Annotated in this window: 30 protein-coding genes; 15 read left to right on the forward strand and 15 right to left on the reverse strand. The window is 67.1% G+C overall.

The genetic code is table 11. The features are described 5' to 3' along the window. Positions 1-106 precede the first annotated feature (106 nt). The 3 genes from hpf to OU682_RS01445 all read left to right on the forward strand — a co-directional run bounded on the left by hpf (position 107) and on the right by OU682_RS01445 (position 1485). The gene (hpf, locus tag OU682_RS01435) at positions 107-682 is read left to right on the forward strand and encodes a ribosome hibernation-promoting factor, HPF/YfiA family (RefSeq protein ID WP_268940272.1); all 576 of its coding nucleotides are present in this window, start codon (positions 107-109) and stop codon (positions 680-682) included. An 87-nt stretch (positions 683-769) separates the two neighbouring features. After that, on the forward strand, positions 770-1234 hold the full coding sequence (locus OU682_RS01440; RefSeq protein ID WP_268940273.1) for a PTS sugar transporter subunit IIA: 465 nt from the start codon (positions 770-772) through the stop codon (positions 1232-1234). Positions 1235-1296: 62 nt separating this feature from the next. Next, positions 1297-1485 (forward strand): hypothetical protein, encoded by a 189-nt coding sequence (locus OU682_RS01445; protein ID WP_268940274.1) that lies wholly within the window; start codon positions 1297-1299, stop codon positions 1483-1485. A 43-nt stretch (positions 1486-1528) separates the two neighbouring features. Here the strand turns inward: OU682_RS01445 and OU682_RS01450 are convergent, their stop codons facing one another. Together OU682_RS01450 and OU682_RS01455 are read right to left on the reverse strand one after the other, a co-directional pair. Further along, the gene (locus OU682_RS01450) at positions 1529-1858 is read right to left on the reverse strand and encodes a hypothetical protein (protein ID WP_268940275.1); all 330 of its coding nucleotides are present in this window, start codon (positions 1856-1858) and stop codon (positions 1529-1531) included. Positions 1859-1920: 62 nt separating this feature from the next. Continuing rightward, positions 1921-2790 carry a branched-chain amino acid aminotransferase gene (locus tag OU682_RS01455; RefSeq protein WP_268940276.1) on the reverse strand — a complete coding sequence of 290 codons (870 nt, stop codon included), beginning with the start codon at positions 2788-2790 and terminating at the stop codon, positions 1921-1923. 157 nt (positions 2791-2947) lie between these two features. On the opposite strand from OU682_RS01455, the gene OU682_RS01460 reads away from it, so the two are divergent. From OU682_RS01460 to OU682_RS01470, 3 genes are all read left to right on the forward strand, one after another. Beyond that, positions 2948-3460, forward strand: coding sequence for a MarR family winged helix-turn-helix transcriptional regulator (locus tag OU682_RS01460; RefSeq protein ID WP_268940277.1), 513 nt, complete (start codon positions 2948-2950; stop codon positions 3458-3460). 9 nt (positions 3461-3469) lie between these two features. Beyond that, a complete protein-coding gene (locus tag OU682_RS01465; RefSeq protein ID WP_268940278.1) occupies positions 3470-4177 on the forward strand; it encodes a response regulator in 708 nt (235 codons plus the stop codon). Between the two features lie 78 nt (positions 4178-4255). Beyond that, on the forward strand, positions 4256-5008 hold the full coding sequence (locus tag OU682_RS01470) for a uracil-DNA glycosylase (protein WP_268940388.1): 753 nt from the start codon (positions 4256-4258) through the stop codon (positions 5006-5008). A 37-nt stretch (positions 5009-5045) separates the two neighbouring features. Here OU682_RS01470 and OU682_RS01475 read toward each other — a convergent pair whose 3' ends face one another. Continuing rightward, positions 5046-5819, reverse strand: coding sequence for a protein-disulfide reductase DsbD domain-containing protein (locus tag OU682_RS01475; protein WP_268940279.1), 774 nt, complete (start codon positions 5817-5819; stop codon positions 5046-5048). 201 nt (positions 5820-6020) lie between these two features. On the opposite strand from OU682_RS01475, the gene OU682_RS01480 reads away from it, so the two are divergent. Then, positions 6021-6551 (forward strand): YqgE/AlgH family protein, encoded by a 531-nt coding sequence (locus OU682_RS01480; protein WP_268940389.1) that lies wholly within the window; start codon positions 6021-6023, stop codon positions 6549-6551. A gap of 10 nt (positions 6552-6561) precedes the next feature. Here the strand turns inward: OU682_RS01480 and msrA are convergent, their stop codons facing one another. From msrA to OU682_RS01495, 3 genes are all read right to left on the reverse strand, one after another. After that, positions 6562-7068, reverse strand: a complete 507-nt coding sequence (msrA, locus tag OU682_RS01485; protein ID WP_268940280.1) for a peptide-methionine (S)-S-oxide reductase MsrA — start codon at positions 7066-7068, stop codon at positions 6562-6564. Then, on the reverse strand, positions 7065-7511 hold the full coding sequence (msrB, locus tag OU682_RS01490; RefSeq protein WP_268940281.1) for a peptide-methionine (R)-S-oxide reductase MsrB: 447 nt from the start codon (positions 7509-7511) through the stop codon (positions 7065-7067). Before msrB ends, msrA begins: the two co-directional genes overlap by 4 nt. Before the next feature lie 61 nt (positions 7512-7572). After that, complete coding sequence (locus OU682_RS01495; RefSeq protein ID WP_268940282.1) at positions 7573-8538, reverse strand: NAD(P)H-dependent flavin oxidoreductase; 966 nt, start codon at positions 8536-8538, stop codon at positions 7573-7575. Positions 8539-8684: 146 nt separating this feature from the next. On the opposite strand from OU682_RS01495, the gene otsB reads away from it, so the two are divergent. Continuing rightward, positions 8685-9431, forward strand: a complete 747-nt coding sequence (otsB, locus tag OU682_RS01500) for a trehalose-phosphatase (protein ID WP_268940283.1) — start codon at positions 8685-8687, stop codon at positions 9429-9431. Then, on the forward strand, positions 9431-10786 hold the full coding sequence (locus tag OU682_RS01505; RefSeq protein ID WP_268940284.1) for an alpha,alpha-trehalose-phosphate synthase (UDP-forming): 1356 nt from the start codon (positions 9431-9433) through the stop codon (positions 10784-10786). The genes otsB and OU682_RS01505 overlap by 1 nt, the downstream gene beginning before the upstream one ends. Before the next feature lie 35 nt (positions 10787-10821). On the opposite strand, the gene OU682_RS01510 is transcribed toward OU682_RS01505, so the two are convergent. The 5 genes from OU682_RS01510 to folK form a co-directional block, all read right to left on the reverse strand. Further along, positions 10822-12162 carry an esterase-like activity of phytase family protein gene (locus tag OU682_RS01510; RefSeq protein ID WP_268940285.1) on the reverse strand — a complete coding sequence of 447 codons (1341 nt, stop codon included), beginning with the start codon at positions 12160-12162 and terminating at the stop codon, positions 10822-10824. Positions 12163-12254: 92 nt separating this feature from the next. Beyond that, positions 12255-12890, reverse strand: coding sequence for a DUF2062 domain-containing protein (locus OU682_RS01515; protein WP_268940286.1), 636 nt, complete (start codon positions 12888-12890; stop codon positions 12255-12257). Between the two features lie 40 nt (positions 12891-12930). Then, positions 12931-15045 carry a RelA/SpoT family protein gene (locus OU682_RS01520; protein ID WP_268940287.1) on the reverse strand — a complete coding sequence of 705 codons (2115 nt, stop codon included), beginning with the start codon at positions 15043-15045 and terminating at the stop codon, positions 12931-12933. Between the two features lie 31 nt (positions 15046-15076). Beyond that, a complete protein-coding gene (rpoZ, locus tag OU682_RS01525) occupies positions 15077-15430 on the reverse strand; it encodes a DNA-directed RNA polymerase subunit omega (RefSeq protein WP_268940288.1) in 354 nt (117 codons plus the stop codon). A 71-nt stretch (positions 15431-15501) separates the two neighbouring features. Next, positions 15502-16101 (reverse strand): 2-amino-4-hydroxy-6-hydroxymethyldihydropteridine diphosphokinase, encoded by a 600-nt coding sequence (gene folK, locus OU682_RS01530; protein ID WP_268940289.1) that lies wholly within the window; start codon positions 16099-16101, stop codon positions 15502-15504. A 104-nt stretch (positions 16102-16205) separates the two neighbouring features. On the opposite strand from folK, the gene OU682_RS01535 reads away from it, so the two are divergent. Further along, on the forward strand, positions 16206-16778 hold the full coding sequence (locus OU682_RS01535; protein WP_268940290.1) for a LabA-like NYN domain-containing protein: 573 nt from the start codon (positions 16206-16208) through the stop codon (positions 16776-16778). A gap of 218 nt (positions 16779-16996) precedes the next feature. Here the strand turns inward: OU682_RS01535 and pyrG are convergent, their stop codons facing one another. Both pyrG and secG read right to left on the reverse strand, forming a co-directional pair. After that, positions 16997-18640, reverse strand: coding sequence for a CTP synthase (gene pyrG, locus OU682_RS01540; protein WP_268940291.1), 1644 nt, complete (start codon positions 18638-18640; stop codon positions 16997-16999). Positions 18641-18793: 153 nt separating this feature from the next. Next, complete coding sequence (gene secG / locus OU682_RS01545; RefSeq protein ID WP_268940292.1) at positions 18794-19267, reverse strand: preprotein translocase subunit SecG; 474 nt, start codon at positions 19265-19267, stop codon at positions 18794-18796. A gap of 202 nt (positions 19268-19469) precedes the next feature. On the opposite strand from secG, the gene ispH reads away from it, so the two are divergent. From ispH to OU682_RS01565, 4 genes are read left to right on the forward strand one after another with little or no spacing between them, the layout of a single operon-like run. Continuing rightward, entirely contained in the window at positions 19470-20426 is a 957-nt protein-coding gene (ispH, locus tag OU682_RS01550; RefSeq protein WP_268940390.1) for a 4-hydroxy-3-methylbut-2-enyl diphosphate reductase, read from the forward strand. Between the two features lie 60 nt (positions 20427-20486). Then, on the forward strand, positions 20487-21086 hold the full coding sequence (locus OU682_RS01555; RefSeq protein ID WP_268940293.1) for a glutathione S-transferase family protein: 600 nt from the start codon (positions 20487-20489) through the stop codon (positions 21084-21086). Beyond that, positions 21079-21546: a ribonuclease HI gene (gene rnhA, locus OU682_RS01560; protein WP_268940294.1), complete on the forward strand. Its 468-nt coding sequence runs from the start codon at positions 21079-21081 to the stop codon at positions 21544-21546. The genes OU682_RS01555 and rnhA overlap by 8 nt, the downstream gene beginning before the upstream one ends. Next, positions 21543-22190, forward strand: a complete 648-nt coding sequence (locus OU682_RS01565; RefSeq protein WP_268940295.1) for a trimeric intracellular cation channel family protein — start codon at positions 21543-21545, stop codon at positions 22188-22190. Before rnhA ends, OU682_RS01565 begins: the two co-directional genes overlap by 4 nt. Positions 22191-22208: 18 nt before the next feature. Here the strand turns inward: OU682_RS01565 and OU682_RS01570 are convergent, their stop codons facing one another. Next, positions 22209-22586 carry a group III truncated hemoglobin gene (locus OU682_RS01570; protein ID WP_371832187.1) on the reverse strand — a complete coding sequence of 126 codons (378 nt, stop codon included), beginning with the start codon at positions 22584-22586 and terminating at the stop codon, positions 22209-22211. 120 nt (positions 22587-22706) lie between these two features. Between OU682_RS01570 and queF the strand changes: the two genes are divergently transcribed. Then, positions 22707-23168, forward strand: coding sequence for a preQ(1) synthase (gene queF / locus OU682_RS01575; RefSeq protein ID WP_268940296.1), 462 nt, complete (start codon positions 22707-22709; stop codon positions 23166-23168). On the opposite strand, the gene OU682_RS01580 is transcribed toward queF, so the two are convergent. Then, positions 23165-23989, reverse strand: a complete 825-nt coding sequence (locus tag OU682_RS01580; protein ID WP_268940297.1) for a DUF6635 family protein — start codon at positions 23987-23989, stop codon at positions 23165-23167. The genes queF and OU682_RS01580 overlap by 4 nt on opposite strands. Between the last annotated feature and the right edge of the window lie 36 nt (positions 23990-24025).

Here is a 24025-nt window from a genome sequence, read left to right on the forward strand (position 1 = left end):
GTTCAGCAATGTGGCACCCTGACGTTTCCGGTTACCGCCGTGCGTCGGCTGCCTCGGAAGGGCTGGCGCATGCAGGACCAAGACCGGGCAAGCGAGAGGAAAGACGATGCACTATACCATCAGCGGGAAACAGATCGACATCGGCGATGCGCTCAGCACGCATGTCGAAACGGCATTGGGCGAAACGATCAGCAAGTATTCGCAGCGCCCGACAGATGCCACGGTCACCTTCTCGAAGGATGCCCATCAGTTCTTGTGCGATGCGGTGGTTCATCTGTCCACCGGGCTGAACGTCACCGCCCGTGGCAACGCCACCGAGATCTATGCGGCCTTCGAAGCCTGCCGCGAAAAGATGGACAAGCAGCTTCGCCGCTACAAGCGCCGCCTGAAGGATCACCACAAGGACAGGTCCGAGCCGGTTGAATTCGGTCAGGCCGGCATGTATGTGCTGGCCGCTGACGAGGATGAATGGGAAGCGCAGGACAGCGGCCTGCAACCCATCATCATCGCCGAGATGGAGACCCGCGTGCCCACCCTGTCGGTTGGCGACGCGGTCATGCAGATGGAACTTGCCGGAACGCCGCTGCTTGTGTTTCGGAACGAAAAGCACGGGGGCGTCAATGTCGTCCATCGCCGCGAAGACGGCAATGTGGGATGGATCGACCCGCGCGGGAACGGCTGACGCCGCCCGGCAGGACGCCTGACCGACGAACCGAACCGCCCCCGGCATCCTGCGCGGGGGCGCTTGAGCATTGGAAAGACGCGAGCCATGCAGTTGACCGAAATCCTCAAACCGGGCGCCGTGCGTTCCCTGGGGCAGGTTACCTCGAAAAAGCGCCTGTTTCAGGAACTGGCCGATCTGGCCCATGCCGAATACGGCCTGACCGCCACCGAGGTTCTGGATGCGCTGCAGGAACGCGAAAGCCTGGGGCCGACCGGCGTGGGCCAGGGCGTCGCCCTGCCGCATGCGCGGCTGCATGGGCTGGACCGCGTGGTGGGCCTTTTCGTGCGGCTGGACAAGCCGCTCGACTTCGACGCCGTGGACCGCCAGCCCGTCGATCTGGTCTTTGGCTTGCTGGCGCCTGAATCGAGCGGCGTCGATCACCTGAAGGCGCTGGCGCTCGTGTCCCGGACCCTGCGGGACACCGACCTGCGCACCAAGCTGCGCGCCAATGACGACCCGGTGGCGCTGCACGCCGTCCTGTCCGCCGCCCAAGGCATCAAGGCCGCCTGAAGGTTTTGATCCGGGCCGATTCGGCCCTATACAGGGCTTCCTACCTTTGTCAGGAGGCCAAGATGACCAAGCCGATCAGCGACAAGCCCGAGGAGAAGGGCGCAAGCCGGCTGCGCGAATTCACCCGCCAGGAGCGGGAAGCGGGCACCCATCCGGCAATCGAGGCGCTGCGCACCCGCCCGCAGACGCGCAGCGAGGAGAACCGCAAGGCCGTGGAATACGCACGGATCGAGCGCGGGCACACGAGCTAGGAAGGACCGGGCAAAGGGTGGCCGTCCTGAAAGGGCGGCCTTTTCATGCCAGCGCAATCCGCCGGACTGCGGCGGCAAAGATCATCGCCATGCCCTTCAGAGGAGGTGTGTGAATGCCGTGCGCGGCGGTTTCCGCCGCGGCCGCAGGCAGAAAGCACATGTTGGCGTCCACTCCATAGGCCCTTGCCGGATGGCTGCGCAGCAAGGCCCCGGCCGCAAAAAAGCGCAGGGCCATTCCGGCAAGGTCAGGAAGGACGGCAGCCGCGGCGGCTGGCGCAAGGCCGCCGCCACCCAGATGGGCATGGGGATCAGGATCGGCACGGAATTGCGGCTTGATGCAATCGGCAGGCCGGATTGCAAGCCGGCAGGGCAATGCCGATGCCTGCCGGGGACAATGCCGGGGAGGGGCCGTCTTGCGGCGGCCCCTGGCAGTGATCAGGCTCGCACCAGCCGCTCGTAATCCTCGGCCACCTTCCGGGTCATCTGGCCCACCTGGAAGTGCCAGTCGCCGATCTGCCCGACCGGGGTGACCTCGGCCGCGGTGCCGGTCAGGAAGCATTCCTGGAAGTCCTCCAGCTCCTCGGGGCGGATGCGGCGTTCGTGGACCGCCGTGCCGTTGTCCTTCAGCATCTGGATGATCGTCTGGCGGGTGATGCCGTTCAGGAAGCGGTCGGCGAGGGGCGTGTGGACCTCGCCGTCCTTGATGAAGAAGATGTTGGCGCCGGTCGCCTCGGCCACATAGCCTTCCCAGTCCATGAACAGCGCATCCGAACAGCCCTTCGCCTCGGCCGCGTGCTTGGACATGGTGCAGATCATGTAGAGACCGGCGGCCTTGGCGGCGGTCGGGATCGTGTCGGGCGAGGGGCGCTTCCACTTGGCCACGTCCAGCTTTGCGCCCTGCCACTTGGCGTCGCCGTAATAGCTGCCCCATTCCCAGGCGGCGACGGCCATGCGCACCGGGTTGCGCGCCGCCGACACGCCCATGTCCGGCCCCGAACCCCGCCACATCACCGCGCGGACATAGGCGTTGGTGAAGCCGTTGGCCTGCAGCACGGCCTCCTTGGCGGCATCGATCTCTTCGGCGGTATAGGGCGATTCCATGTCCAGAAGCCGGGCCGATTCGATCAGCCGCAGGGAATGCTCGTGGCCCTTGAAGATCTTGCCGTCATAGCAGCGCTCGCCCTCGAAGACCGAACTGGCGTAATGCAGGGCATGGGTCAGGATATGCACGTTCGCGTCGCGCCATTCGACCAGCTTGCCATGCATCCAGATCTTGCCGTCGCGATCGTCATATGCCGCCGTCATCATTTTCTCCAATCACTATCCCGGCTTTTTCGATTCTTGCGCAGGTCCGCCGAGGATCGGCCCTTTTGTTGCGCGAAGCCCTTGACGGCTAGCAATCGAATCTTGGAAAGTCAACATCGCTGCCCTATCAGGGAAGCAATTGCGAAAGGGATGGCACATGGCCGAGACGCTCCGCGTTCATAGCATGATGGGTGAGGATCTGCTGTTCCTGACCGACGAAAAGCTGCGTCGCGGTATCGAGGCGATGTTCTTCGCCTATCGCGCCTTCACGGCCGACCCCGACCTGATCCTGGCCGACATGGATTATGGCCGCGCCCACCACCGGGCGCTGCATTTCATCCATCGCGATCCGGGGCTGACGGTGACCGCGCTGCTGGCGGTGCTGGGCGTGACCAAGCAGTCGCTGAACCGGGTGCTGCGCACGCTGATCGAGGACGGGCTGGTCGAAAGCCGCGTCGGCCGCCGCGACCGGCGCGAGCGGCTGCTGTTCCTGACGGAGAAGGGGACGGCCCTGGAACGCCGGTTGTCCGAGGCGCAGCGGGCGCGGATGCGGCAGGCCTATCGCGCCGCGGGGCCGCAGGCGGTGGCGGGCTTTCGTCAGGTGCTGGAGGCGATGATGGACCCCGAGACGCGGGCGCAGTATCAGTCCATGAAGGATATGCCCGAATGAAGGCCCGCCATGAGCCAGAACGATGCCCATCTGCTGATCGTCGATGACGATGAACGCATCCGTGCGCTGCTGGGACGATTCCTGCGCAAGAACGGCTTTCTTGTCACCCCGGCCCGCGATGCGGCGCAGGCGCGGCGTTTGCTGGCGGGGCTGGAATTCGACCTGATCGTGCTGGACGTGATGATGCCGGGCGAGGATGGCTTTGCCCTGACCCGCAGCCTGCGCGAGACGCTGGCGACGCCCATCTTGCTGCTGACCGCGCGGGGCGATACCGAGGACCGCATCACCGGGCTGGAAGTGGGCGCGGACGATTACCTGCCCAAGCCTTTCGAGCCGCGCGAATTGCTGTTGCGCATCAATGCGATCCTGCGCCGCGTGCCCGCCCCCGAGGTTCACCACCCCAAGTTCCTGACGCTTGGCGCGTTACGGTACGACCTCGACAAGGGCGAGTTGTGGCAGGGCGAGAATCACCTGCGCCTGACCGGCACCGAACAGGCGCTGCTGCGCCGCCTTGCCGCCAGCAAGGGCGAACCCGTCAGCCGCGCCGACCTGATCGAGGATCTGGGACGCGGCGGGGCGGGCGAGGAGGCCGAGAACTCCGAACGGGCCATCGACGTGCAGATCACCCGGCTGCGCCGCAAGATCGAGCCCGACCCGCGCGAGCCGCGATTCCTGCAGACCGTGCGCGGCACGGGCTACATGCTGGTGGTGGACTGAGGCGTGGAGCGGCTGACCTGGCACGGGATCGAGCTTGACGCGGAAACCGCCCTGGCGCTGCTGGAGTGGCAGGCCGAGATGGGCGTGGACGAGGCGGTGCTGGATGCGCCCGTGGACCGTTTCGAACTGGCGGCAAGGCCCGATGCTCCCGCGCCACCGCCTGTGCCTGTTGCCACGCCCGCGGTTCTGCGACCGGAGCCTGACGGAGACGACCTTGCTGTCCGCGTGGCCCAGGCCGAGGCGCTGGCGGCGCAGGCCGGGACGCTGGACGCGCTGGCCGCCGCGCAAGAGTCCTTTGACGGGATCGAGCTGAAGAAGGGCGCGCGCAATTTCTGCTTTGCGGACGGCAATCCGGCGGCACGCGTCCTGATCTTGGGCGAGGCGCCGGGGGACGAGGAAGACCGCCAGGGCCGCCCTTTCGTGGGTCGCGCGGGGCAGCTTCTGGACCGGATGTTCAATGCCATCGGACTGTCGCGGCAGGCGGTCGATGCCGAAAAGTCGCTCTACATCACCAATGTCCTGACCTGGCGCCCGCCCGGCAACCGCGACCCGCAGCCCGACGAGATCGCCGTCAGCCTGCCCTTCGTGCGCCGTCACATCGAACTGGCCGCGCCCGACCTGATCGTTCTGATGGGCAATATCGCCTGCGATGCGGCGATCGGCCGGCGCGGCATCCTGCGGCTGCGGGGGAACTGGGTCGAGGCCTTTGGCCGGCCGGCCCTGCCCATGACCCATCCCGCCTATCTTCTACGCAACCCTCCCGCGAAGCGCGAGGCCTGGGCGGATTTGCTGTCGCTTTCGGCGCGTCTGGAGGGGGCGGGCGGGCGCTGACAACCCGCGGGTTGGCAAGGTGCGTGTGAACACGCACCTATCCCGCGCAGCCCCGCATCTCGACCGCGCCGTTGTCGCCGATCACCGTGAAGACCAGCCGTTCCTTGGGCAGGTCGAAGGGCGCGGCGCCAGTCGGCACGACATCCGCGGTCAGGACCGTTCCGCGGTCTTCCGCCTCCAGGCTGGTGCCCGAGACCCAGGCATCGCTGCCGGCCAGTTCGATGGCGGCCACCGCGACCGAGCGGGGCAAGGTGGCTGTGACGCGCACCCCGTCCTCGATCGGCTGCAACTTGCAGCGGGGGCGGTCTGGGACGGGATCGGGCACCTGGTCCATCGCGGCCAGGATCGCCGGATCGGGGGCGGCGCCGGGCGCCTCGGCCTGCAGGGCGACACTGGCCGGGACGCAGATGTTCTTGCAAAGCCCGAAATCCACCGCCACCGCCAGGTCCAGCGGCTGGCCAGGATCGGCGGGCCTGGCCGTGAAGGGCAGCACCAGCCGGTCGTGATAGCCAAGCGCTAGGCCGTCGCCCGAGGCGATCGCCTGCGGCGCGGGCCAGTGCAGCGTGATCCCGTCCAGGTTGCCGGACCCCGACCAGTCGAGGACCGGCGGCAGCCCGCTGTCGCCCGGACTGCGCCAATAGGTCTTCCATCCGGGCTGCAACTGGAACTCGATGGCGGCAATGCGGCTTCCGTCAGGCTGGGTCCAGCCGGGCAGGATGCGCGCGCCGGTCAGGCCGGGCGGCAGGCCTTCGGCCGAAAGCGGCAGCGCCGTCAGGCCAAGGCAGGCGAGGGAAAGGGCAATGCGGATCATGACCCATAGGTAGCGGCTGGCCGCCCGGGGATGAAGTCACAAAGCCGCGCGGCACTTGCAACAAGGCAACCGAAGTTCGATCTAATACGGAAAGGAGACCAGATGAGCATCACCCCCGAAAGCCATGGCCGCAGTCCCGAACGCCGCCGCCTTTCCGATGGCGGCGGGCAGACCAACCTGACCGGAAAGGTCCTGATCGCCATGCCGGGGATGGCCGACCCGCGCTTTGAGCGCTCGGTCGTGCTGGTCTGCGCCCATACGGATGAAGGTGCCATGGGCCTGGTCCTGAACCGCCCCATGCCCGAGATCGACTTCGGCGACCTGCTGGAACAGCTTGGCATCGCCACCGATGCCTCGGCCCGGCGGATCGAGGTGCGCTTTGGCGGCCCGGTGGAACCGGGGCGGGGCTTCGTGCTGCACAACGTCCCGGAACATGGCGACGACCCGGAAGGGCGGTTGCGCATCGGCCGGACGCTGGCGATGACCACCACCCGCGACATCCTTGAGGATCTGGCCCACGGCCATGGCCCGGCATCCGCCGTCCTGGCACTTGGCTATGCGGGCTGGGGGCCGGGCCAGCTTGAGGCCGAGATGCTGCAGAACGGCTGGCTGACCGGGGACGGGGCCGAGGAGCTGATCTTCGGCGCCGATCATCACGACAAGTGGCAAAGCGCCTTGCGCGCCCAGGGCATCGACCCGTCGCTGCTGTCCGCCGCGTCGGGCCGGGCCTGACCCGAACCGCCTAGAGAGTCACGCGCTTCTTCGGAAGCACCCAGTTCGCGCGCGGGAAGTGGCAGGTATAGCCGTTCGGGAAGCGCTCCAGGTAATCCTGGTGTTCCGGCTCGGCCTCCCAGAAATCGCCCACGGGTTCCACCTCGGTCACGACGGGCCCCGGCCACAGGCCCGATGCATTCACATCGGCGATGGTTTCCTTGGCCACGCGCTTCTGTTCGTCATCCGCGTAATAGATTGCCGAGCGGTAGCTGGGGCCGATGTCGTTGCCCTGCCGGTTCGGCGTGGTGGGGTCGTGGATCTGGAAGAACACCTCCAGCAGCTTGCGATAGCTGAGGATGGTCGGATCGAAGATCACCTCGAGTCCTTCGGCATGGTTGCCGTGGTTGCGATAGGTGGCGTTCGCGACCTCGCCCCCGGTGTAACCCACGCGGGTCGAGATGACGCCGGGCAGGCGGCGGATCAGATCCTGCACTCCCCAGAAGCAGCCGCCCGCAAGAACCGCACGTTCGCTCATCGTGCTGCCTCCTCGACCTGGGACAGGTACTGGCCGTAGCCTTCGGCGTCCATCTGGTCGCGCGGCACGAAACGCAGCGAGGCCGAGTTGATGCAGTAGCGCAGGCCCCCGGCTTCTCGCGGGCCGTCGGGGAAGACATGGCCCAGATGGCTGTCGCCGTGCTTCGAGCGGACCTCGGTGCGGACCATGCCATAGGACACGTCGCGGTGTTCGGTCACGTTCCCGTCGATGGGCTTGGTGAAGGCCGGCCAGCCGCAGCCGGAGTTGTATTTGGCGGACGACGCGAACAGCGGCTCGCCCGAAACCACGTCCACATAGATGCCGGGTTCGAAATGGTGGTCGTATTCGCCGGTAAAGGCGCGTTCGGTGCCGTTTTCCTGGGTGACGCGATACTGCTCGGGCGTCAGCCGCGCCAGGGCGTCGGCGGTCTTTTCATAGGCCATGCTTGTCCTCCGCTGGTCCTTTGTCGTCCCAATATGGGAAGGGCGGGCGGGATCGCAAAGGTCAGGCGCAGATCGCGGCCCTTGCTGCGGCATATTCGGCGGCCAGCCGGTCAATCCGCGTGCCCGCCGGCACGATGTCGCGCACCGCGCCGATGCCCTGGCCCGATCCCCAGATCTGGCTCCAGGCCTTGGCCTTGGATGTCCCGCTGCCGAAATTCATGGATGACGGATCGGCGCTGTCCAGATTGTCCGGATCCATCCCCGCCGCCCGGATCGAGGGCGCGAGATAATTTCCCGAAACCCCCGTGAACAGGGACGAGGTGACGATGTCGCCCGCGGCGCTGTCCACGATCATCCGCTTGTAGTCTTCCGGCGCGTTCGCCTCGGTCGTGGCGATGAAGGGGCTGCCGATATAGGCCAGATCTGCGCCCATGGCCTGCGCCGCCAGCACCGCCCGGCCCGTGGCGATGGCGCCCGACAGCAGCAGGGGGCCATCGAACCAGTCGCGGATCTCCTGCACCAGGGCAAAGGGCGACAGCGGCCCGGCATGGCCGCCCGCGCCTGCGGCAACCGCGATCAATCCGTCCGCGCCCTTCTCGATGGCCTTTCTGGCAAAGACGTTGTTGATCACGTCATGCAGCGCGATGCCGCCGCAATCATGGGCAGCCTGGTTGACCTCGACCCGCGCGCCCAGGCTGGTGATCCAGATCGGCACCTTGTGGCGGTGGCAGATCTCGATGTCGCGTTCCAGCCGGGCATTGCTGCGATGCACGATCTGGTTGACGGCAAAGGGCGCGGCGGGCCGGTCCGGGTTGGCCTGATTGTGGCGGTCCAGTTCCTCGCGGATGCGGGTCAGCCAGATGTCCAGCAGGGGCGGCTCGCCCTGCTGTTCGCGGGCGTTCAGCGCCGGAAAGCTGCCGACGATGCCTGCCTTGCACTGCGCGATGACCAGTTCCAGCCCCGAGACGATGAACATGGGCGAGGCGACGACGGGAAGGCGCAAGTCTTGCAGGATGGTTGGCAGCATGGGTTCCTCCGGATCTGGCGCGACGATGGCGCGGGGGGTGGCGACGGGCAACCCTGACGCGGCGGAAAAACTCGCGTTCTTGTGAAACCTCTGGGGGGCAGGGGGGTTGGAACTATTCCATCCGTTGCAAAGGAGAATGCGCGCCGATGCAGCCGCTTGCCCAAAACCTCCCTCCCTTGTCCGCAAATGCAGCCTTGTTTCTGGATTTCGACGGCTGCCTGGTCGAGATCGCGCCCCGCCCCGATGCCGTGGTGGTCCCGCCCGGACTGCCGCAGCGGCTGGCGCGGCTGCACGAGCGGCTGGGCGGGGCGGTGGCCCTGGTGTCCGGCCGCGACATCGCCGACCTGCGGTCCTGGCTGCCGGATTTCCCGGGCGCCATGGCGGGCAGCCACGGGGCGGAACTGTCGCTGGACGGCCGGCTGATCGAGACGACGCATGGGGTCGATCTGGACGTGGCCAGCCTGCACCGCGCCGCCGCCCGGGCCGTGGCAGACAGCCCGGCGATCCTGGTCGAACGCAAGCCCCACGGCGTCGCCCTGCATTACCGCGCGGACCCGTCCTTGCGCACGGTGGTCGAGGAGGTGATGCAGCACCTGGCCGATGCCCATCCCGACATGGTGCTGCAGCCCGCCAAGATGGCGGTGGAGTTGCGCCCGGCGGGCACCGGCAAGGACGGCGCGCTGGACCGGCTGATGGCCATCCCGCCCTTTGCGGGCCGGGTGCCCGTTTATGCTGGCGACGACCTGACCGACGAGGTGGCGATGGCCCATGCCCAGGCCCGCGGCGGCCACGGCATCAAGATCGGCGAGGGCGAGACGGTCGCGCATTACCGCCTGTCAGATCCCGCCGCCCTGGCCCGCTGGCTGGACGATACCCTGGCGGAGGTGCTGTGATGGCGCGCCTGGTAGCTGTTTCGAACCGCATTCCGCTGGGGGACAGCCCGTCGGGCGGGCTTGTCGTCGCGCTGGAGGATGCGCTGCGCACATCCGGAGGGCTGTGGGTCGGCTTTTCCGGCGAAACGACCGAGACGCCCGCGGACGACCTGACCTTTCATGAAGGCGCGGCCTTCGGGCGGGCCTCGTTCGACCTGACGGCCGAGGATCACGACAGCTATTACCTGGGCTTCTCGAACTCGGTCCTGTGGCCGGTCTGCCATGGCCGCGCCGACCTGATGCGGATCCTGCCGGAATACCTGGAAGGCTATCGCCGCGTGAACGAACGCATCGCCCGGCTTTTGGTCCCGCATCTGCGCGAGGATGACCATATCTGGGTGCAGGACTACCAGTTGTTCCCCCTGGCTCAGGAACTGCGCAAGCTGGGGGTGACGGCCCCGATCGGGCATTTCCTGCACATTCCTTTTCCCGGTCCCACTGATTGCGGCACCCTGCCCAACCCTGACGAACTGTTCACCTGGCTGTCGTATTACGACTTGGCAGGCTTCCAGACGCAACGCGACCTGGACAACTTCGCCGCCAGCGCGCGCAGCCTTTCGGATTTTGCGCGGCTGTCCGACAATCACTTCCGCATCGCCGGGCGCGACATGCACACGGGGGTCTTTCCCATCGGCATCGACACCGAGGCCTTCATCGCCGAGGCGCAGGCCGCGCGTGAGGAAGACCGGATGCGCAGTCTGACCGGTGCCCAGATCATGATCGGGGTGGACCGGCTGGACTATTCCAAGGGCATCCCGCAGCGGTTCCGGGCCTTCCAGGCGCTTCTGGATGGCGATCCCTCGCTGACCGAACGGGTGATGCTGCTGCAGATCGCGCCGCCCACGCGCGAAGCCGTCGATGCCTATCAGCAGATCCGCGAGGAAACGGAGCATCTGGCGGGCCGCATCAACGGCCAGTTCGCGACCGTCAACTGGACGCCGATCCGCTTCATCCACCGCCCGATCCCCCGGAACGAGCTTGCGGGCCTGTATCGCCAGGCGCGGATCGGGCTGGTCACGCCCCTGGCCGACGGGATGAACCTGGTGGCCAAGGAATATGTCGCCGCCCAGGACCCGGCGGACCCGGGCGTGCTGATCCTGTCGCGCTTTGCGGGGGCCGCCGAGCAGCTGACCGAGGCGCTGATCATAAACCCCCATGATCCCACCGAGATGGCGCAGGCCATGCACCAGGCCATCGACATGGGTCTGGAGGAACGCCAGGCGCGCCATGCCGCCCTGCTGCGCTGCGTCATGGAACACGATGTCGGCTGGTGGTCGAGGGCCTATCTGGACGCCCTGGCGCACGCGAGGGACTGATCGGCGGAGGTGGGGGCATGGCGCCCCCGCCAAGGCTAGCGCGCCGCCAGCAGTTCCGGCACCGACAGCAGGATGAATTCGTTGTCCGCCGCCTTGCCGATCTCACGCCCGCCCGAGAAGGGCAGGTTGTTGTCATTGGCGACAAGGATGTGGGTGTCGTCCACGCGGGCCACGTCCTCGATGGTGAAGAACGGGAAGGTGAAGGTGCCGCCGGTCGCCGTGCCCCCTGACGCCTTGCCATCCGGGTCGGCGATGGCCAGCAGGTCGACATGGCCGATGCGGCGGATGAAGCCTTGGGCATCGCGGCTGGCGGTATCGACCAGCACCACGTTCTTGACGCGCGCGGGCTGCGGATAGCAGGCGGACTGATCCGCCGCCCCCTCGGCGCAGGCGCGGGCGGCATCGCCTTCGCCGTTGTCGCGCTCGATCACCAGGGCGCGGTTGTCGTCGATGAAGTTGAAATCGCCAATGGCTGTCGCGCCCTCGGACAGGCGGAAGCGGAAGCTTTCGCCCGTCCAGTCGCCCGCCGCCGTGTCAAAGGTCATCACGCGCAGGAAATCGCCCTCGGGCTGGCCGTCGGGACCCAGCAGCGGCTTTTCCAGCATCGCCCACAGCAGCCCGGTGCCGGGTTGCAGCGCCATGCCTTCGTAGCCGCCGGACCGCTGGACGCGGTAATCCGCGCCGGGTTGCGCCGGCACGGTGACGCCCGGCGTGTCGGGTCCCGCCAGGGCCTCGCCATCCAGCGTCGTCCGGTGGACCGACAGGACCCGCCCGTCGCGGGCCACGCGCAGGACATAGGGACCGAATTCATCCCCGATCCACAATTCGCCGTCCAGATTCTGGATGCTTTCGGGGTCGAAATCGGCGCCCGTCAGATAGCGGCCGTCCGTCGCCTCGTTGGCGATGCGGAAGGGCACCTTGCGGTCAGGGTCGCGCAGGAAAACGGTTTCCCGCCGCGTCACGCGGCCGCCGGCGAAATCCGGCTGCATCCGGTGGAAGAACAGCATCGCATCGGGGCTGTTGATCCTGCTGCCAAAGCCGTTGTCCGTCAGCGCGAACCAGCTGCCATCGGCGTCCCGGTTCATGGCCAGCCCCGACATGCCCTGCACCGGCTGGCCGATGAAGGGCAGCGAAATGCCCGTCCCGTGGCCGCCATAGGCCTTGCCCACGTCGCCTTCGACCGTCATCGGCTCCTCGTTCCGCTGCTTGCCGGTGAACTTGCCCGACACCCACAGGTCGCGCGGCGCGTCGGCGGGCGGCGTCACCATCGTGAATGCGGGCAGGATCGCGTGGCCTGCCAAGGTTGCGGGAAACACCTCCTCGGACAGGGCAGGGGCGGCGGCAGAGCAGGCCAGCAGGGCAAGGATAAGGCGCATGGGTCGTGGTCCTTCGTTCCGACACGAAGCCGACCCGTTAAGGCGCGAAGGTGACAACCACGCGGCAGGACTGTGGCAGGCCGATGACGACGCTACCTGCGCCGGTCCTGATCCGGCGCGCCTTGGACCCGCGCGATCCGCTTGGCCATCGCCAGCGCCTTGCGCCGGTGATAGCGCCGCACAAGGGGGATCGTCAGGTAATAGGCGCCAACCGCCGCGAATGCGCCCAGCACCGCGCCGCCCACGGCATAGGGCAGGAAGATCTCGTGCCAGAACTCGGCAAGCCCGCTCCAGCTGGTGGGGCCGGGACCGATCGCGGAAACGATATTCTGCCATGTCTCGGAGGTGGCATGGGCGAATTCGCGAAAGATCATCTGCGGCGACATGTCGCCCGGCAGCCCCAGAAGCGTCCGCCCCAGGCCGACCGCGGCCAGGGCGATGAAGGGCGTTGTCAGCGGGTTTCCCGCGAAGGTGCCGACAAAGGCCGCCAGCACATTGCCGCGGATCGCCAGCGACACAAGGGCCGCGACGATAAAGTGGAAGCCGTGCAGCGGCGTGAAGGACAGGAACACCCCCGCCGCCATGCCGCGCGCGATGCGGTGCGGCTGGTCGGGCAGGCGGCGAAGCCTGTGCCACAGATAGGCGGTGGAGCGGCGAAAGCCCCCCGGCGGATAGACCAGTTCGCTGGCCATCTGTCCGTAGCTGCGCGGTTTGCTGCGCTTGAACACCCCTGCAATCCCCCCCGCCTGTCGAATGCGAAAGCCCGCGTCAGGGTTTCATCGCAACGTCGCGGACGCGCGCGACCTGCGCCACATCGCTTTCCGCTTCCAGCGCGGTCAGCAGGTTGTGCAGATGTTCCTGATCACGCAATTCGACCTCGATCTCGATGCGGTAGAAGTCGGGCTTGCGGTCGCTGAATTCAAGGTTCGAGATATTGGCCCCCTGCGCCCCGATCAGGCTGCAGATGCGGCCCAGGACCCCCGCGTCATGGCGGATCGTCAGGCTCAGCAGGGTGGAATAGACGGCGGGGTGGCGCCCGGATCGCCACTGGACATCGACCCAACGGTCGGGGCTGTCCTCGAACTCGGCCAGGACGGGGCAGTCGATGGCATGGATGACGACGCCCTTGCCGCGATAGGTAATGCCGACGATGCGTTCGCCCGGCAGGGGTTTGCAGCAGGGCGCGCGCTTGAAGTCGGCATCCGCCTCGACCCCCGCGAAGGGGCGCGATCCGTCGATTTCCTCCTGGTGCGCGGCAAGGTCGGGGTAAAGGACCTGCAGCACCTCCTTGGCGGAATTCTCGGCGCTGCCGATGCGGGCCAGAAGCTCGTCCCCGTCGGCCAGGCCCATCTGCCTGGCAGCGGTGCGCAGGGCCTTGTCGGTAACCTTGCGGCCGACATGCTCGAAGCTGACGCGCACCAGTTCGCGGCCCAGACGGATGAAGCGGTCGCGGTCTTCCTCGCGCAGGGACCGGCGGATGGCGGCCTTGGCGCGGCCGGTGACGACGATGTCCAGCCAGGTCGATTGCGGACGCTGGCCGGATGCCGCGATGATGTCCACCGACTGTCCGTTCTTCAGCCGCGTCCACAGGGGCACGCGGATCCCGTCCACCTTGGCGCCGACGCAGGAATTGCCCAGGCGCGTGTGGATCGCATAGGCGAAATCGATGGGCGTCGCGCCCTTGGGAAGCTGGATCACGTCGCCCTTGGGCGTGAAGCAGAAGACCTGGTCCTGGTACATCTCCAGCTTGACGGCTTCCAGGAACTCGTTGTGGTCCTCGCCCTCGAAGCGGTCGGTCAAGTTGTCGATCCATTCGGCCGGATCGACGGCAAAGGGGTTCTTGGTGCGCACCCCGTCGCGATAGGCCCAGTGGGCGGCCACGCCGGCCTCCGCCACCTCGTGCATCTGCCGGGTGCGGATCTGCACCTCGACCCGCTTGCCGTCGCGGCCCGACACGGTGGTGTGGATCGAGCGGTAGCCGTTCGACTTGGGCTGGCTGATATAGTCCTTGAACCGCCCCGGCACGGCGCGCCAGCGGTGATGGATCACGCCAAGCGCACGGTAGCAGTCCATTTCGGACCGGGTGATGATGCGGAAGCCGTAGATGTCGGACAGGCGGGAAAAGGCGAGCTGCTTTTCCTGCATCTTGCGCCAGACGGAAAAGGGCTTCTTGGCGCGGCCGAAGACATCGGCCTCGACGCCTGCCTTGTCCATTTCGGCGCGGATGTCGGCGGTGATCTGGCCGATGATGTCGCCGCTGTCGCGCTGCAGGCTGACGAAGCGGCGGATGATGGAATTGCGCGCCTCGGGATTGATGACCTTGAAGGCCAGATCCTCCAGCTCCTCGCGCATCCACTGCATCCCCATGCGCCCGGCCAGGGGCGCATAGATGTCCATCGTCTCGCGCGCCTTCTTGACCTGCTTTTCGGGGCGCATGGACCGGATGGTGCGCATGTTGTGCAGCCGGTCGGCCAGCTTGACCAGGATCACGCGCAGGTCGCGCGACATGGCCATGAACAGCTTGCGGAAGTTCTCGGCCTGCTTCGACTGGGCCGAGGACAGTTCCAGGTTGGTCAGCTTGGTGACGCCATCGACCAGATCGGCAATCTCTGCCCCGAAGGCAGTGGTCAGATCTTCCTTGGTGGAGCGGGTATCCTCGACGGTGTCGTGCAGAAGCGCGGTGACGATGGTCGAGTCGTCCAGCCGCATTTCCGTCAGGATGGCGGCGACGGCGATGGGGTGGGTGAAATAGGGCTCGCCCGAGTGGCGGAACTGCCCCTCGTGCATCCGCATCCCGTATTCATAGGCATCGCGGATCAGGGTGGCGTTGCTGCGCGGGTTATAGTTGCGGACAAGCGCGATAAGGTCTTCGACGTCGATCATGTCCTAGCCGAAGACCTCGTGTCTCAATGCCTCAACGCTGGTTGGCTTCCAGCATCATGCGCAGCATCCGCTCCTCGGATTCCTCGTCGGCGGGCTTGGGCCGGTCGATCTCGGCGCCCAGCAGCAGGGCCATCGCGTCTTCCTCGGGCTCATCGACCTCGATCTGGGTCTGGGTCGATTCGATCATGCGTTCGCGCAGCTCGTCCACGGGCTGCGTTTCCTCGGCGATCTCGCGAAGGGCGACCACCGGGTTCTTGTCGTTGTCGCGGTCAACCGTGGGCGGGCTGCCTGCCGTGATCTCACGCGCGCGATGCGAGGCCAGCATCACCAGATCAAAGCGGTTCGGGACCTTGTCGACGCAGTCTTCAACCGTTACGCGGGCCATGTCTCACCTGTGCAGTTGCGAATCGGATATCCGGGGCGAAACCGAGGTTCTGGACGCCAGATGCGGAATTGTCAAGCATGGGTCATGCCGCTGCCGGACGCAAGCGGTGTCATCCCCGAAAGGGCCTCGGGGCCAAGTTCCGCCAGCATCCGCGACACGGGCTTGCCGGTCAAGGGGTGGCGCCAGCCGGGCGCGATCTCGGCCAAGGGGGCCAGCACGAAGCCCCGGTCCTGCAGCCGGGGATGGGGCAGGATCAGGCGATCGGGCGCCTCGACCCGCTGGCGCGCCAGCGGCAGGCCGATCCAGCGGCGCAGCGTTTGCGGGTCGGGCAGGATCAGGTCGTCCATCGCGATCAGGTCCAGATCCAGCACCCGCGCCGACCAGCGGCCGGTGCCGCGGTCGCGGCCGAAGCGCGCCTCGATCCCGTGCAGGCGGTCCAGCAGGGCAGGCGCCGGCAGATTTGTGCGGGCTGTCGCGGCCGCATTGGCGTAGTCCGGCCCAGATCCCGGCGGAAAGGCCGGCGTACGCCAGATGCGGCTGGTCGATTCTATTGAAATATCCGGCTGTTCATGCAGAATCACCAGCGCATCGCATAGCGCCTGGACTGCGTTGCCCGCGCCGGACGGCAGATTCGCGCCTAGGGCAACAATACAGAAAGACAAGTTTTCCATAGGCTTCTGTTCGTTCTATGAAGGCTTTGTAGCTTGACCGATGGCGCCGACTTCGTCGGGCAGGTCCGTGTCTTGAACGAGCAGTCCCATTGAAGGCAACCATAATGTTCTACAAGGATGATCGCCTAGCGATCTTCATCGACGGAGCCAATCTCTATGCCTCGGCCAAGGCATTGGGATTCGACATCGACTACAAGCTGCTGCGGCAGGAATTCGATCGTCGCGGCAAGCTGATGCGGGCCTACTACTATACCGCCTTGATGGAGGGAGAGGATTACTCCCCGATTCGCCCGCTGGTCGACTGGCTGCACTACAACGGCTATTGCGTGGTGACGAAGCCCGCCAAGGAATACACCGACACGTTGGGCCGCCGGAAGGTCAAGGGCAACATGGATATCGAGCTGACCATCGACGCCATGCAGCTTGCCCCCCGGCTGGACCATGCCGTGCTGTTTTCCGGGGACGGGGACTTCCGCCCGCTGATCGAGGCCCTGCAGCGCCAGGGGGTGCGCGTCTCGGTCGTCTCGACCATCCGCAGCCAGCCGCCAATGATCGCGGACGACCTGCGCAGGCAGGCCGACAATTTCATCGAACTGGATGCGCTGCGGGACATCGTCGGGCGCCCCCCGCGTGAAAGCGTCGGCGGCGGCGGCGGCAGCGCCTCCAGCGAGGGATAGAAGCCGGACGGCACCACAGAGCGGTCAGCATGCCGGCACCTGCCAGAAGGGCCGGTCATTCCGCGGATGGCGCGCCTTGGTCACGCTGGGCAGCGCCTTCGCCGGGTGCGGGTCATGCCAGACCCAAGTCGTCGTATTTTACCCCACTTGCGGTCCCCTGTGGTGATGATCCGGGGCACCCGGCGTCGCCACCACAGGAAAAGCAAGAAGAACCTGGCCTAGACCAGGCGCCCTTCCTCCATCGCCGCCCTGACGAAGCCCGCGAACAGCGGCGCAGGCTCGAAGGGCTTCGACTTCAGTTCGGGATGGGACTGCACGCCGATGAACCAGGGGTGGTCGCGGTATTCGATCACCTCGGGCAGCTTGCCGTCGGGCGACATGCCCGAAAAGCACAGGCCCGCCTGTTCCAGCTGCTCGCGATAGGTGGCGTCCACCTCGTAGCGGTGGCGGTGGCGATCCTCGATCTCGGTCGCGCCGCCATAAACTTCGCTGATCTTCGAATCGGGCGTCAGGATGGCGGTATAGGCGCCCAGCCGCATGGTGCCCCCCTTGTCGTCGGTGACCTTGCGCTGCACCGTATAATTGCCCTGCACCCATTCCTTCAGGTGATAGACAACCGGCGTGAAGCGGGTCTTGCCGGCCTCGTGGTCGAATTCCTCGGACCCCGCGTCGGGCATTCCGGCCAGGTTGCGCGCGGCCTCGATCACGGCCATCTGCATCCCCAGGCAGATGCCCAGGTAGGGCACCTTCTTTTCGCGGGCATAGCGGGCGGCGGCCAGCATCCCCTCGGTCCCGCGTTCGCCGAAGCCGCCGGGCACGATGATGCCGTGGTATCCGTCCAGCAGATGCGCGCCTTCGCCTTCCAGCTTCTCGCTGTCCACCCAGTCGGCCTTGACGCGGACGCGGTTGGCCATGCCGCCATGGGTCAGCGCCTCGGCGATGGATTTGTAGGCGTCCTCAAGCTGGGTGTACTTGCCCACCACGGCGATGTTCACCTGGCCTTCGGCGTTCTCCAGCCGGTCCATCACGTCTTCCCATTTCGACAGGTCGGGACGCGGGGCGGGGCTGATGGCGAAGGCGTCCAGCACGGCGCGGTCCAGTCCCGCGCGGTGATAGGCCAAGGGCGCCTCGTAGATCGTCTTCAGGTCATAGGCGGGGATCACGGCGTCGGGGCGGACGTTGCAGAACAGCGCGATCTTGGCGCGTTCCTTTTCGGGGATCGGATGTTCGCTGCGGCAGACCAGCACGTCGGGGGCAAGGCCGATCGACTGCAGTTCCTTGACGCTGTGCTGGGTCGGCTTGGTCTTCAGCTCTCCGCTTGCGGCCAGATAGGGCAGCAGCGTCAGGTGCATCAGGATGCACTGGCCGCGGGGGCGTTCGTGGATGAACTGGCGGATCGCCTCGAAGAAGGGCAGGCCCTCGATGTCGCCCACCGTGCCGCCGATCTCGCACAGCATGAAATCGACCTCGTCCTCGCCCACGGCCAGGAAGTCCTTGATCTCGTTGGTGACGTGCGGGATGACCTGGATTGTCTTGCCCAGGTATTCGCCCCGGCGTTCCTTTTCCAGCACGTTGGAATAGATGCGGCCCGAAGAGACGCTGTCGGTGCGGCGCGCGGCAACGCCGGTGAAGCGTTCGTAATGGCCCAGGTCCAGGTCGGTCTCGGCGCCGTCGTCGGTGACGAAGACCTCGCCATGCTCGAAGGGGCTCATCGTGCCGGGATCGACGTTCAGGTAAGGGTCCAGCTTGCGCAGGCGCACGGTAAAGCCGCGGGCCTGCAGCAGCGCGCCCAGTGCCGCCGAGGCCAGGCCCTTGCCAAGCGAGGACACGACGCCGCCGGTGATGAAGATGTAACGCGCCATGAAGGCCCCCGTGATTTCGCAAATTCTGAATGGTTGCGGGTCGCGCTGCGACCAGCATCACGGGAGCCAAGATATAGCCGATTCGCCCCGTGGCCGCAATGGACCGCAAGTTGATGTGGGGGCAGCTTCAGCCGCCCCTAGCTGTGGTGTGACTCAGTTCGCCGGTGCCGGCGTCGAGGGTGCTGCCGGTGCTTCGGCCGCGGGCGGGGTCGCCGGTTCCGCAGCCGGTGCGGGCTGGGCCGCGGGTGCATCCGTCGCCGCTTCCGGCGCGGGCGGGGTCAGCGGATCGCCGGCCGCTCCGGTCGAGGGCGGCGGAACATAGGCCGGAACCTGGGGCAAGGTTGAATCCTGCTGCTGCTGGCCTGCGGGTACGCCCAGCTGGTCCATGATCGAGCTGCTCGACACCTGCCGCGCGGCGATGATGGTCAGCGCGATCGAGGTCACGAACAGCGCGATGCCGAAGATCCAGGTCAGCCGGGTCAGCGCATTGGCCGCCTGGCGGCCGGTCATCACGCCGCCACCGCCGCCGCCCATGCCAAGCCCGCCACCCTCGGACCGTTGCAGAAGCACGACCCCGGTCAGCAGAACCGCGAGGATCAGATGGATGGTCAGGACGACGTTTTCCACGGCTTTCGGCCTTTCACTTTCGGACGCGCCTATCTAGTCATCCGGGCCGATGATGGCAAGCAAGTGTGTCCATGGCCGCGACGATCCGTGGCCAGGATGCCGGGCGCTGCTTGCGGCGGCGGGGCGGGGCCGACGGGGCGATGGCCGCATTGTGACGGGCTTCATGCTGGACGAAGCGGGGGCTTCGCGCTACCTCGGGGGCATGGAACACAGCAAGCCCCCCCTGACGCTCTATCTGGCCGCGCCGCGCGGGTTCTGCGCGGGCGTGGACCGCGCCATCAAGATCGTGGAAATGGCGCTGCAGAAATGGGGCGCGCCGGTCTATGTCCGCCACGAGATCGTCCACAACAAGTTCGTCGTGGACTCACTGCGCGCGCAGGGCGCGGTCTTTGTCGAGGAGTTGGACGATTGCCCCGACGACCGGCCGGTGATCTTTTCCGCCCATGGCGTGCCCAAGGCCGTGCCGGCCGAGGCGCGTCGGCGCAACATGATCCATGTCGATGCGACCTGCCCGCTGGTCACCAAGGTCCATAACGAGGCCGCGCGCCATCATGCCGAGGGCTTGCAGATGGTGATGATCGGCCATGCCGGCCACCCCGAGGTGCTGGGCACCATGGGACAGCTGCCGGATGGCGAGGTGATCCTGGTCGAGACGGTCGAGGATGTGGCCCGCATCACGCCCCGCGATCCCGACCGGCTGGCCTTCATCACCCAGACCACCCTGTCGGTCGATGACACGGCCGATATCGTGGCGGCCTTGAGGACGCGCTTTCCGGGGATCGTCGGCCCGGCCCGGGAAGACATCTGCTATGCCACCACCAACCGCCAGGCGGCGGTCAAGGCGTTGGCGCCCAAGATCGACGCGCTTCTGGTGATCGGGGCGCCGAATTCGTCGAATTCGAAGCGCCTGGTCGAGGTCGGGCGGGCTGCGGGCTGTGCTTATTCGCAGCTGGTGATGCGCGCCGACCAGATCGACTGGCGCGCCATCGAGGGCGCGCGCGCCGTGGGCATCACCGCCGGCGCCAGCGCCCCCGAGGTGCTGGTCAACGAGGTGATCGACGCCTTCCGCACCCGCCATGACGTCACGGTCGAGATCGTCGAGACGGCGCAGGAGAATGTCGAATTCAAGGTGCCGCGCGTCTTGCGGGAAACCGCCTGAGAGACGCCACACCGGGGGCCAGCCCCCGGACCCCCGGGATATTTGGACCAAAGTGAGATGATGCGGCTTTATTCCATGCCCTCGTCGGGCAACAGCTACAAGGTGCGGCTGCTTTTGGCGCTGCTGGGGCAGGTGGCCGAGGTGGTGGATTGCGAATACGGATCGGCCAACCTGGCCGAGGCCAAGCCGGTCCTGCCCTATGGCAAGGTGCCGGTTCTGGCTCTGGACGACGGGCGGGTGCTGGCCGAATCCGATGCGATCCTGTGGTATCTGGGCGAGGGGAGCGACTTCGTTCCTGCGGACCCGGTGGACCGCGCGCAGATGCTGGGCTGGATGTTCTGGGAACAATACAACCACGAGCCCGTCGTCGCCGTCCGTGCCGCCCTGCTGACCTATCCCGACCGCGCGGCGCAGGCGACGCCCGAACGGCTGGCGGAGCTGCTGGACCGGGGCCATGCCGTGCTGCAGGTGATGGAGGATCGGCTGGCCGGGCGCGACTGGCTGGTGGGCGATCGGGCCACGCTGGCCGACATCTGCCTTTATGCCTATACCCACACGGCGGGCGAACGCGGCGGCTTCGACATGGCGCGATATCCCGCTATCGGGCGCTGGCTGGATCGGGTGGCGGCGCTGCCGGGATATGTGGGGCTTGATGACTGATCTCTTTGCCTGGACCGACGGCGCCTGCAGCGGCAATCCCGGCCCCGGCGGCTGGGGCGTGCTGATGCGCGCCATGGACGGCGACACCGTGGTCAAGGAACGCGAACTTGCCGGCGGCGAGGCGCTGACCACCAACAACCGGATGGAACTGATGGCCGCGATCTCGGCGCTGGAGGTTCTGTCCCGGCCAAGCACGATCACCATCACCACCGACAGCGCCTATGTGAAGAACGGCGTGACCCAGTGGATCCACGGTTGGAAGCGCAATGGCTGGCGCACCGCTGACAGGAAGCCGGTCAAGAATGCCGAGCTGTGGCAGCGGCTGGACGAAGCGCAGCGCCGCCACACCGTCACCTGGGCCTGGATCAAGGGCCATGCAGGCCACCCCGAGAACGAACGCGCGGACGAACTGGCCCGAGGCGGCATGGCGCCCTTCAAGCCCGCGAAGGTCGCGGGGTGACCCCGGCGGCGCTGGTCCCGTGGCTGGACTACGCGAGCGTCCTGGTCTTTGCGCTGACCGGCGCCCTTGTCGCCAGCCGGGCGCAGCTGGATCTGGTGGGTTTCATCTTCTTCGCCACGCTGACCGGCATCGGCGGCGGCACGGTGCGCGACGTGATCCTGAACCGCGATCCGGTGTTCTGGGTGCAGCGGCCCGAGTTGATCCTGCTGACGGCCGGGGCGGCGGTGGTGGTGTTCTTCACCGCGCACCTGTTCGAAAGCCGCTATCGCCTGATCGTCTGGCTGGACGCCTTTGCCCTGGCCGTGGCCGTCCCCGCCGGTGTCGGCATTGCGCTGGAGGCCGGGGTCAGCCCGATCGTCGTGGTGGCCATGGGCGTCGTCACCGGCACTTTCGGCGGGCTGATCCGCGACGTGGTGGGCAACGAACTGCCCCTGGTGCTGAAGCAGGGCGAACTCTACGTCACCGCGACCTTTGGCGGCGCGGTGATCGGCGTGGCCCTGATCGGCCTGGGGATGCCCCGCCCGGTGGCGCTGATCTTCTGCGCGCTTGTGGTCATCGCCCTGCGCGCGGGCAGCCTGCTTCTGGGGTGGAGGCTGCCGACCTATCGCGCCCGTCCGCCCAGGACTGACGGGAACAACCGTTAGCGCAGGACCGGCGGGCCGTCATGGGAGGGGCGGATGTTCTCGACCCCCATGCGCAGGCCCTGGCCGATGCGTTGCACCAGGGCCGACCAGGCGCGGGGAGGCCGGGGGCAGGGTGCGGCGCAGCGTTTCGTCGAATAGCGCCAGCCAGGCCGGGAAATGATCCGCGCGCACGTCGCCTGCCCGCATATGGGCGCGCATCGGGCTGCCGTCATAGCTGCCTTCATGAAGGATCGCGTTGCGCCAGAAGGCGGCGATCTTCGCCTCGTGCGCGGGCCAGTCGGCGATGTGACCCGCAAAGACCGGGCCCAGCACCTCGTGCCGGCGGACGGCGGCATAGAAGACGGCGACGACCCGGTCGATCTGATCGGCGGTGACATCGAAGCGGGGCGGGATCATGCCAAGAGCCTCCGGGTGGGCAGGACTCATGTGGCGCGGGCAAGGCCCGGGCGCAAGGCGCGGTTTGACGCAGGCGCCGCCCGCTGCTATTGCCCCGCGCCCCTGCACGAGGAAGGCCCCATGTCCCATTACACCGATGCGCTGACCCAGCTTGGCGCCACAACCGACCTGCCCGCCAGCCCCGAACAGGCGGTGCTGGAACGCGTGCCGAACCCGCAGGCGGGCGAGCTTTACGTCGTCCGCTTCACGCAGCCCGAATTCACCAGCCTCTGCCCGATCACGGGCCAGCCGGATTTCGCGCATCTGGTCATCGACTATGTTCCCGGCGACTGGCTGGTTGAATCCAAGTCGCTGAAGCTGTTCCTGGGCAGCTTCCGCAATCACGGCGCCTTTCACGAGGATTGCACCGTGGGCATCGGCAAGCGGCTGGTGGATGCGATCGCGCCGCAATGGCTGCGGATCGGCGGATACTGGTATCCGCGCGGCGGCATGCCCATCGACGTGTTCTGGCAGACCGGCGCAGCGCCCGCCGGGCTGTGGCTGCCGGATCAGGGCGTTGCGCCCTATCGCGGGCGGGGTTAGCGCAGGTTGCGCCACAGCATCAGCAGCGCATCCGACAGGTCGCCTGCGCGGGCCAGCAGGTGTTCACGCTCGATCCCCGATGCGGGTTCGGCCCGGTCCAGACGCTCCAGCAGGCGCATGATGCGGCGGCGGTGCGTGCCCGCCCAAAGCTGCACCGGATCGGCGATCAGCCCGGCGAAGGTCGTGACCAGCGATCCCATCACCGCCAGGGCAACGCCGGTCAGGACCACCTCCCATGAGGAAAGCTGGACCGGAAAGGCCCAGTACCAGGCGCGGCCCAGGGTGTTCCCCAGCAGGAAGTCATCGACCGCCGTCGCATGGGCGCGAATCTCGGCAAGGGGGCCGGCCAGCGAGATGACGCCCGGCGTCGCGCGATTGAAGAGCAGCCAGCCCGAAGCCAGCACGATCAGCGATGTGGTGATCTCGGACACGGCGTTGCGCGTTTCGGCCAGGGCGGCGGCCTGATGGCGCACGGCATCAGGCGGGGCGTCGGGGCCGATGCCCTGGGCGTCCAGGTCGGCGATCAGGGCCAGCAGGTCGCGTTCGATCACCCGGCCCATGTCCGAGGGCAGGAAGACCCGCCGGGCGCCCAGCCACGCGCCCGCGCGTTTTGCCCCGAGCCGCGACAGCAGCCAGGCCAGCAGCCGCGTCAGCAGGAAGACCGGCGACAGCATCACGTTGACCGGCGCGCGCAGCAGATCCAGCCCAAGCGCCGCGCGGTGCAGGCGCAGGGTGCCGCGAAGCCCGTATCGCTTGCGGACAAAGCGCGAGACGGCGGCTTGGCGGCGGCTCAGGGCATCATCGGTCAGGGTTGCGGGCACGCGGTCGGCTTTCTATAGAGGTCGGCATGGAATTTC

Origin of the sequence: Paracoccus benzoatiresistens, assembly GCF_026913015.1 — a bacterium.
GTDB lineage: Bacteria > Pseudomonadota > Alphaproteobacteria > Rhodobacterales > Rhodobacteraceae > Paracoccus > Paracoccus benzoatiresistens.

What these genes read in the sequence shown, in the direction of transcription:
- msrA (WP_268940280.1), bottom strand. Translation starts at nt 7,068, where the DNA reads ATGAGCGAACGTGCGGTTCTTGCGGGCGGCTGCTTCTGGGGAGTGCAG.
- OU682_RS01505 (WP_268940284.1), top strand. Translation starts at nt 9,431, where the DNA reads ATGGCGCGCCTGGTAGCTGTTTCGAACCGCATTCCGCTGGGGGACAGC.
- rnhA (WP_268940294.1), top strand. Translation starts at nt 21,079, where the DNA reads ATGACTGATCTCTTTGCCTGGACCGACGGCGCCTGCAGCGGCAATCCC.
- queF (WP_268940296.1), top strand. Translation starts at nt 22,707, where the DNA reads ATGTCCCATTACACCGATGCGCTGACCCAGCTTGGCGCCACAACCGAC.
- ispH (WP_268940390.1), top strand. Translation starts at nt 19,470, where the DNA reads ATGGAACACAGCAAGCCCCCCCTGACGCTCTATCTGGCCGCGCCGCGC.
- folK (WP_268940289.1), bottom strand. Translation starts at nt 16,101, where the DNA reads ATGGAAAACTTGTCTTTCTGTATTGTTGCCCTAGGCGCGAATCTGCCG.
- OU682_RS01470 (WP_268940388.1), top strand. Translation starts at nt 4,256, where the DNA reads ATGGGCGTGGACGAGGCGGTGCTGGATGCGCCCGTGGACCGTTTCGAA.
- OU682_RS01445 (WP_268940274.1), top strand. Translation starts at nt 1,297, where the DNA reads ATGACCAAGCCGATCAGCGACAAGCCCGAGGAGAAGGGCGCAAGCCGG.
- rpoZ (WP_268940288.1), bottom strand. Translation starts at nt 15,430, where the DNA reads ATGGCCCGCGTAACGGTTGAAGACTGCGTCGACAAGGTCCCGAACCGC.
- OU682_RS01535 (WP_268940290.1), top strand. Translation starts at nt 16,206, where the DNA reads ATGTTCTACAAGGATGATCGCCTAGCGATCTTCATCGACGGAGCCAAT.
- OU682_RS01440 (WP_268940273.1), top strand. Translation starts at nt 770, where the DNA reads ATGCAGTTGACCGAAATCCTCAAACCGGGCGCCGTGCGTTCCCTGGGG.
- OU682_RS01480 (WP_268940389.1), top strand. Translation starts at nt 6,021, where the DNA reads ATGCCGGGGATGGCCGACCCGCGCTTTGAGCGCTCGGTCGTGCTGGTC.
- OU682_RS01460 (WP_268940277.1), top strand. Translation starts at nt 2,948, where the DNA reads ATGGCCGAGACGCTCCGCGTTCATAGCATGATGGGTGAGGATCTGCTG.
- OU682_RS01555 (WP_268940293.1), top strand. Translation starts at nt 20,487, where the DNA reads ATGCGGCTTTATTCCATGCCCTCGTCGGGCAACAGCTACAAGGTGCGG.
- msrB (WP_268940281.1), bottom strand. Translation starts at nt 7,511, where the DNA reads ATGGCCTATGAAAAGACCGCCGACGCCCTGGCGCGGCTGACGCCCGAG.
- OU682_RS01475 (WP_268940279.1), bottom strand. Translation starts at nt 5,819, where the DNA reads ATGATCCGCATTGCCCTTTCCCTCGCCTGCCTTGGCCTGACGGCGCTG.
- OU682_RS01495 (WP_268940282.1), bottom strand. Translation starts at nt 8,538, where the DNA reads ATGCTGCCAACCATCCTGCAAGACTTGCGCCTTCCCGTCGTCGCCTCG.
- OU682_RS01570 (WP_371832187.1), bottom strand. Translation starts at nt 22,586, where the DNA reads ATGATCCCGCCCCGCTTCGATGTCACCGCCGATCAGATCGACCGGGTC.
- otsB (WP_268940283.1), top strand. Translation starts at nt 8,685, where the DNA reads ATGCAGCCGCTTGCCCAAAACCTCCCTCCCTTGTCCGCAAATGCAGCC.
- OU682_RS01455 (WP_268940276.1), bottom strand. Translation starts at nt 2,790, where the DNA reads ATGACGGCGGCATATGACGATCGCGACGGCAAGATCTGGATGCATGGC.
- OU682_RS01465 (WP_268940278.1), top strand. Translation starts at nt 3,470, where the DNA reads ATGAGCCAGAACGATGCCCATCTGCTGATCGTCGATGACGATGAACGC.
- OU682_RS01510 (WP_268940285.1), bottom strand. Translation starts at nt 12,162, where the DNA reads ATGCGCCTTATCCTTGCCCTGCTGGCCTGCTCTGCCGCCGCCCCTGCC.
- hpf (WP_268940272.1), top strand. Translation starts at nt 107, where the DNA reads ATGCACTATACCATCAGCGGGAAACAGATCGACATCGGCGATGCGCTC.
- OU682_RS01520 (WP_268940287.1), bottom strand. Translation starts at nt 15,045, where the DNA reads ATGATCGACGTCGAAGACCTTATCGCGCTTGTCCGCAACTATAACCCG.
- pyrG (WP_268940291.1), bottom strand. Translation starts at nt 18,640, where the DNA reads ATGGCGCGTTACATCTTCATCACCGGCGGCGTCGTGTCCTCGCTTGGC.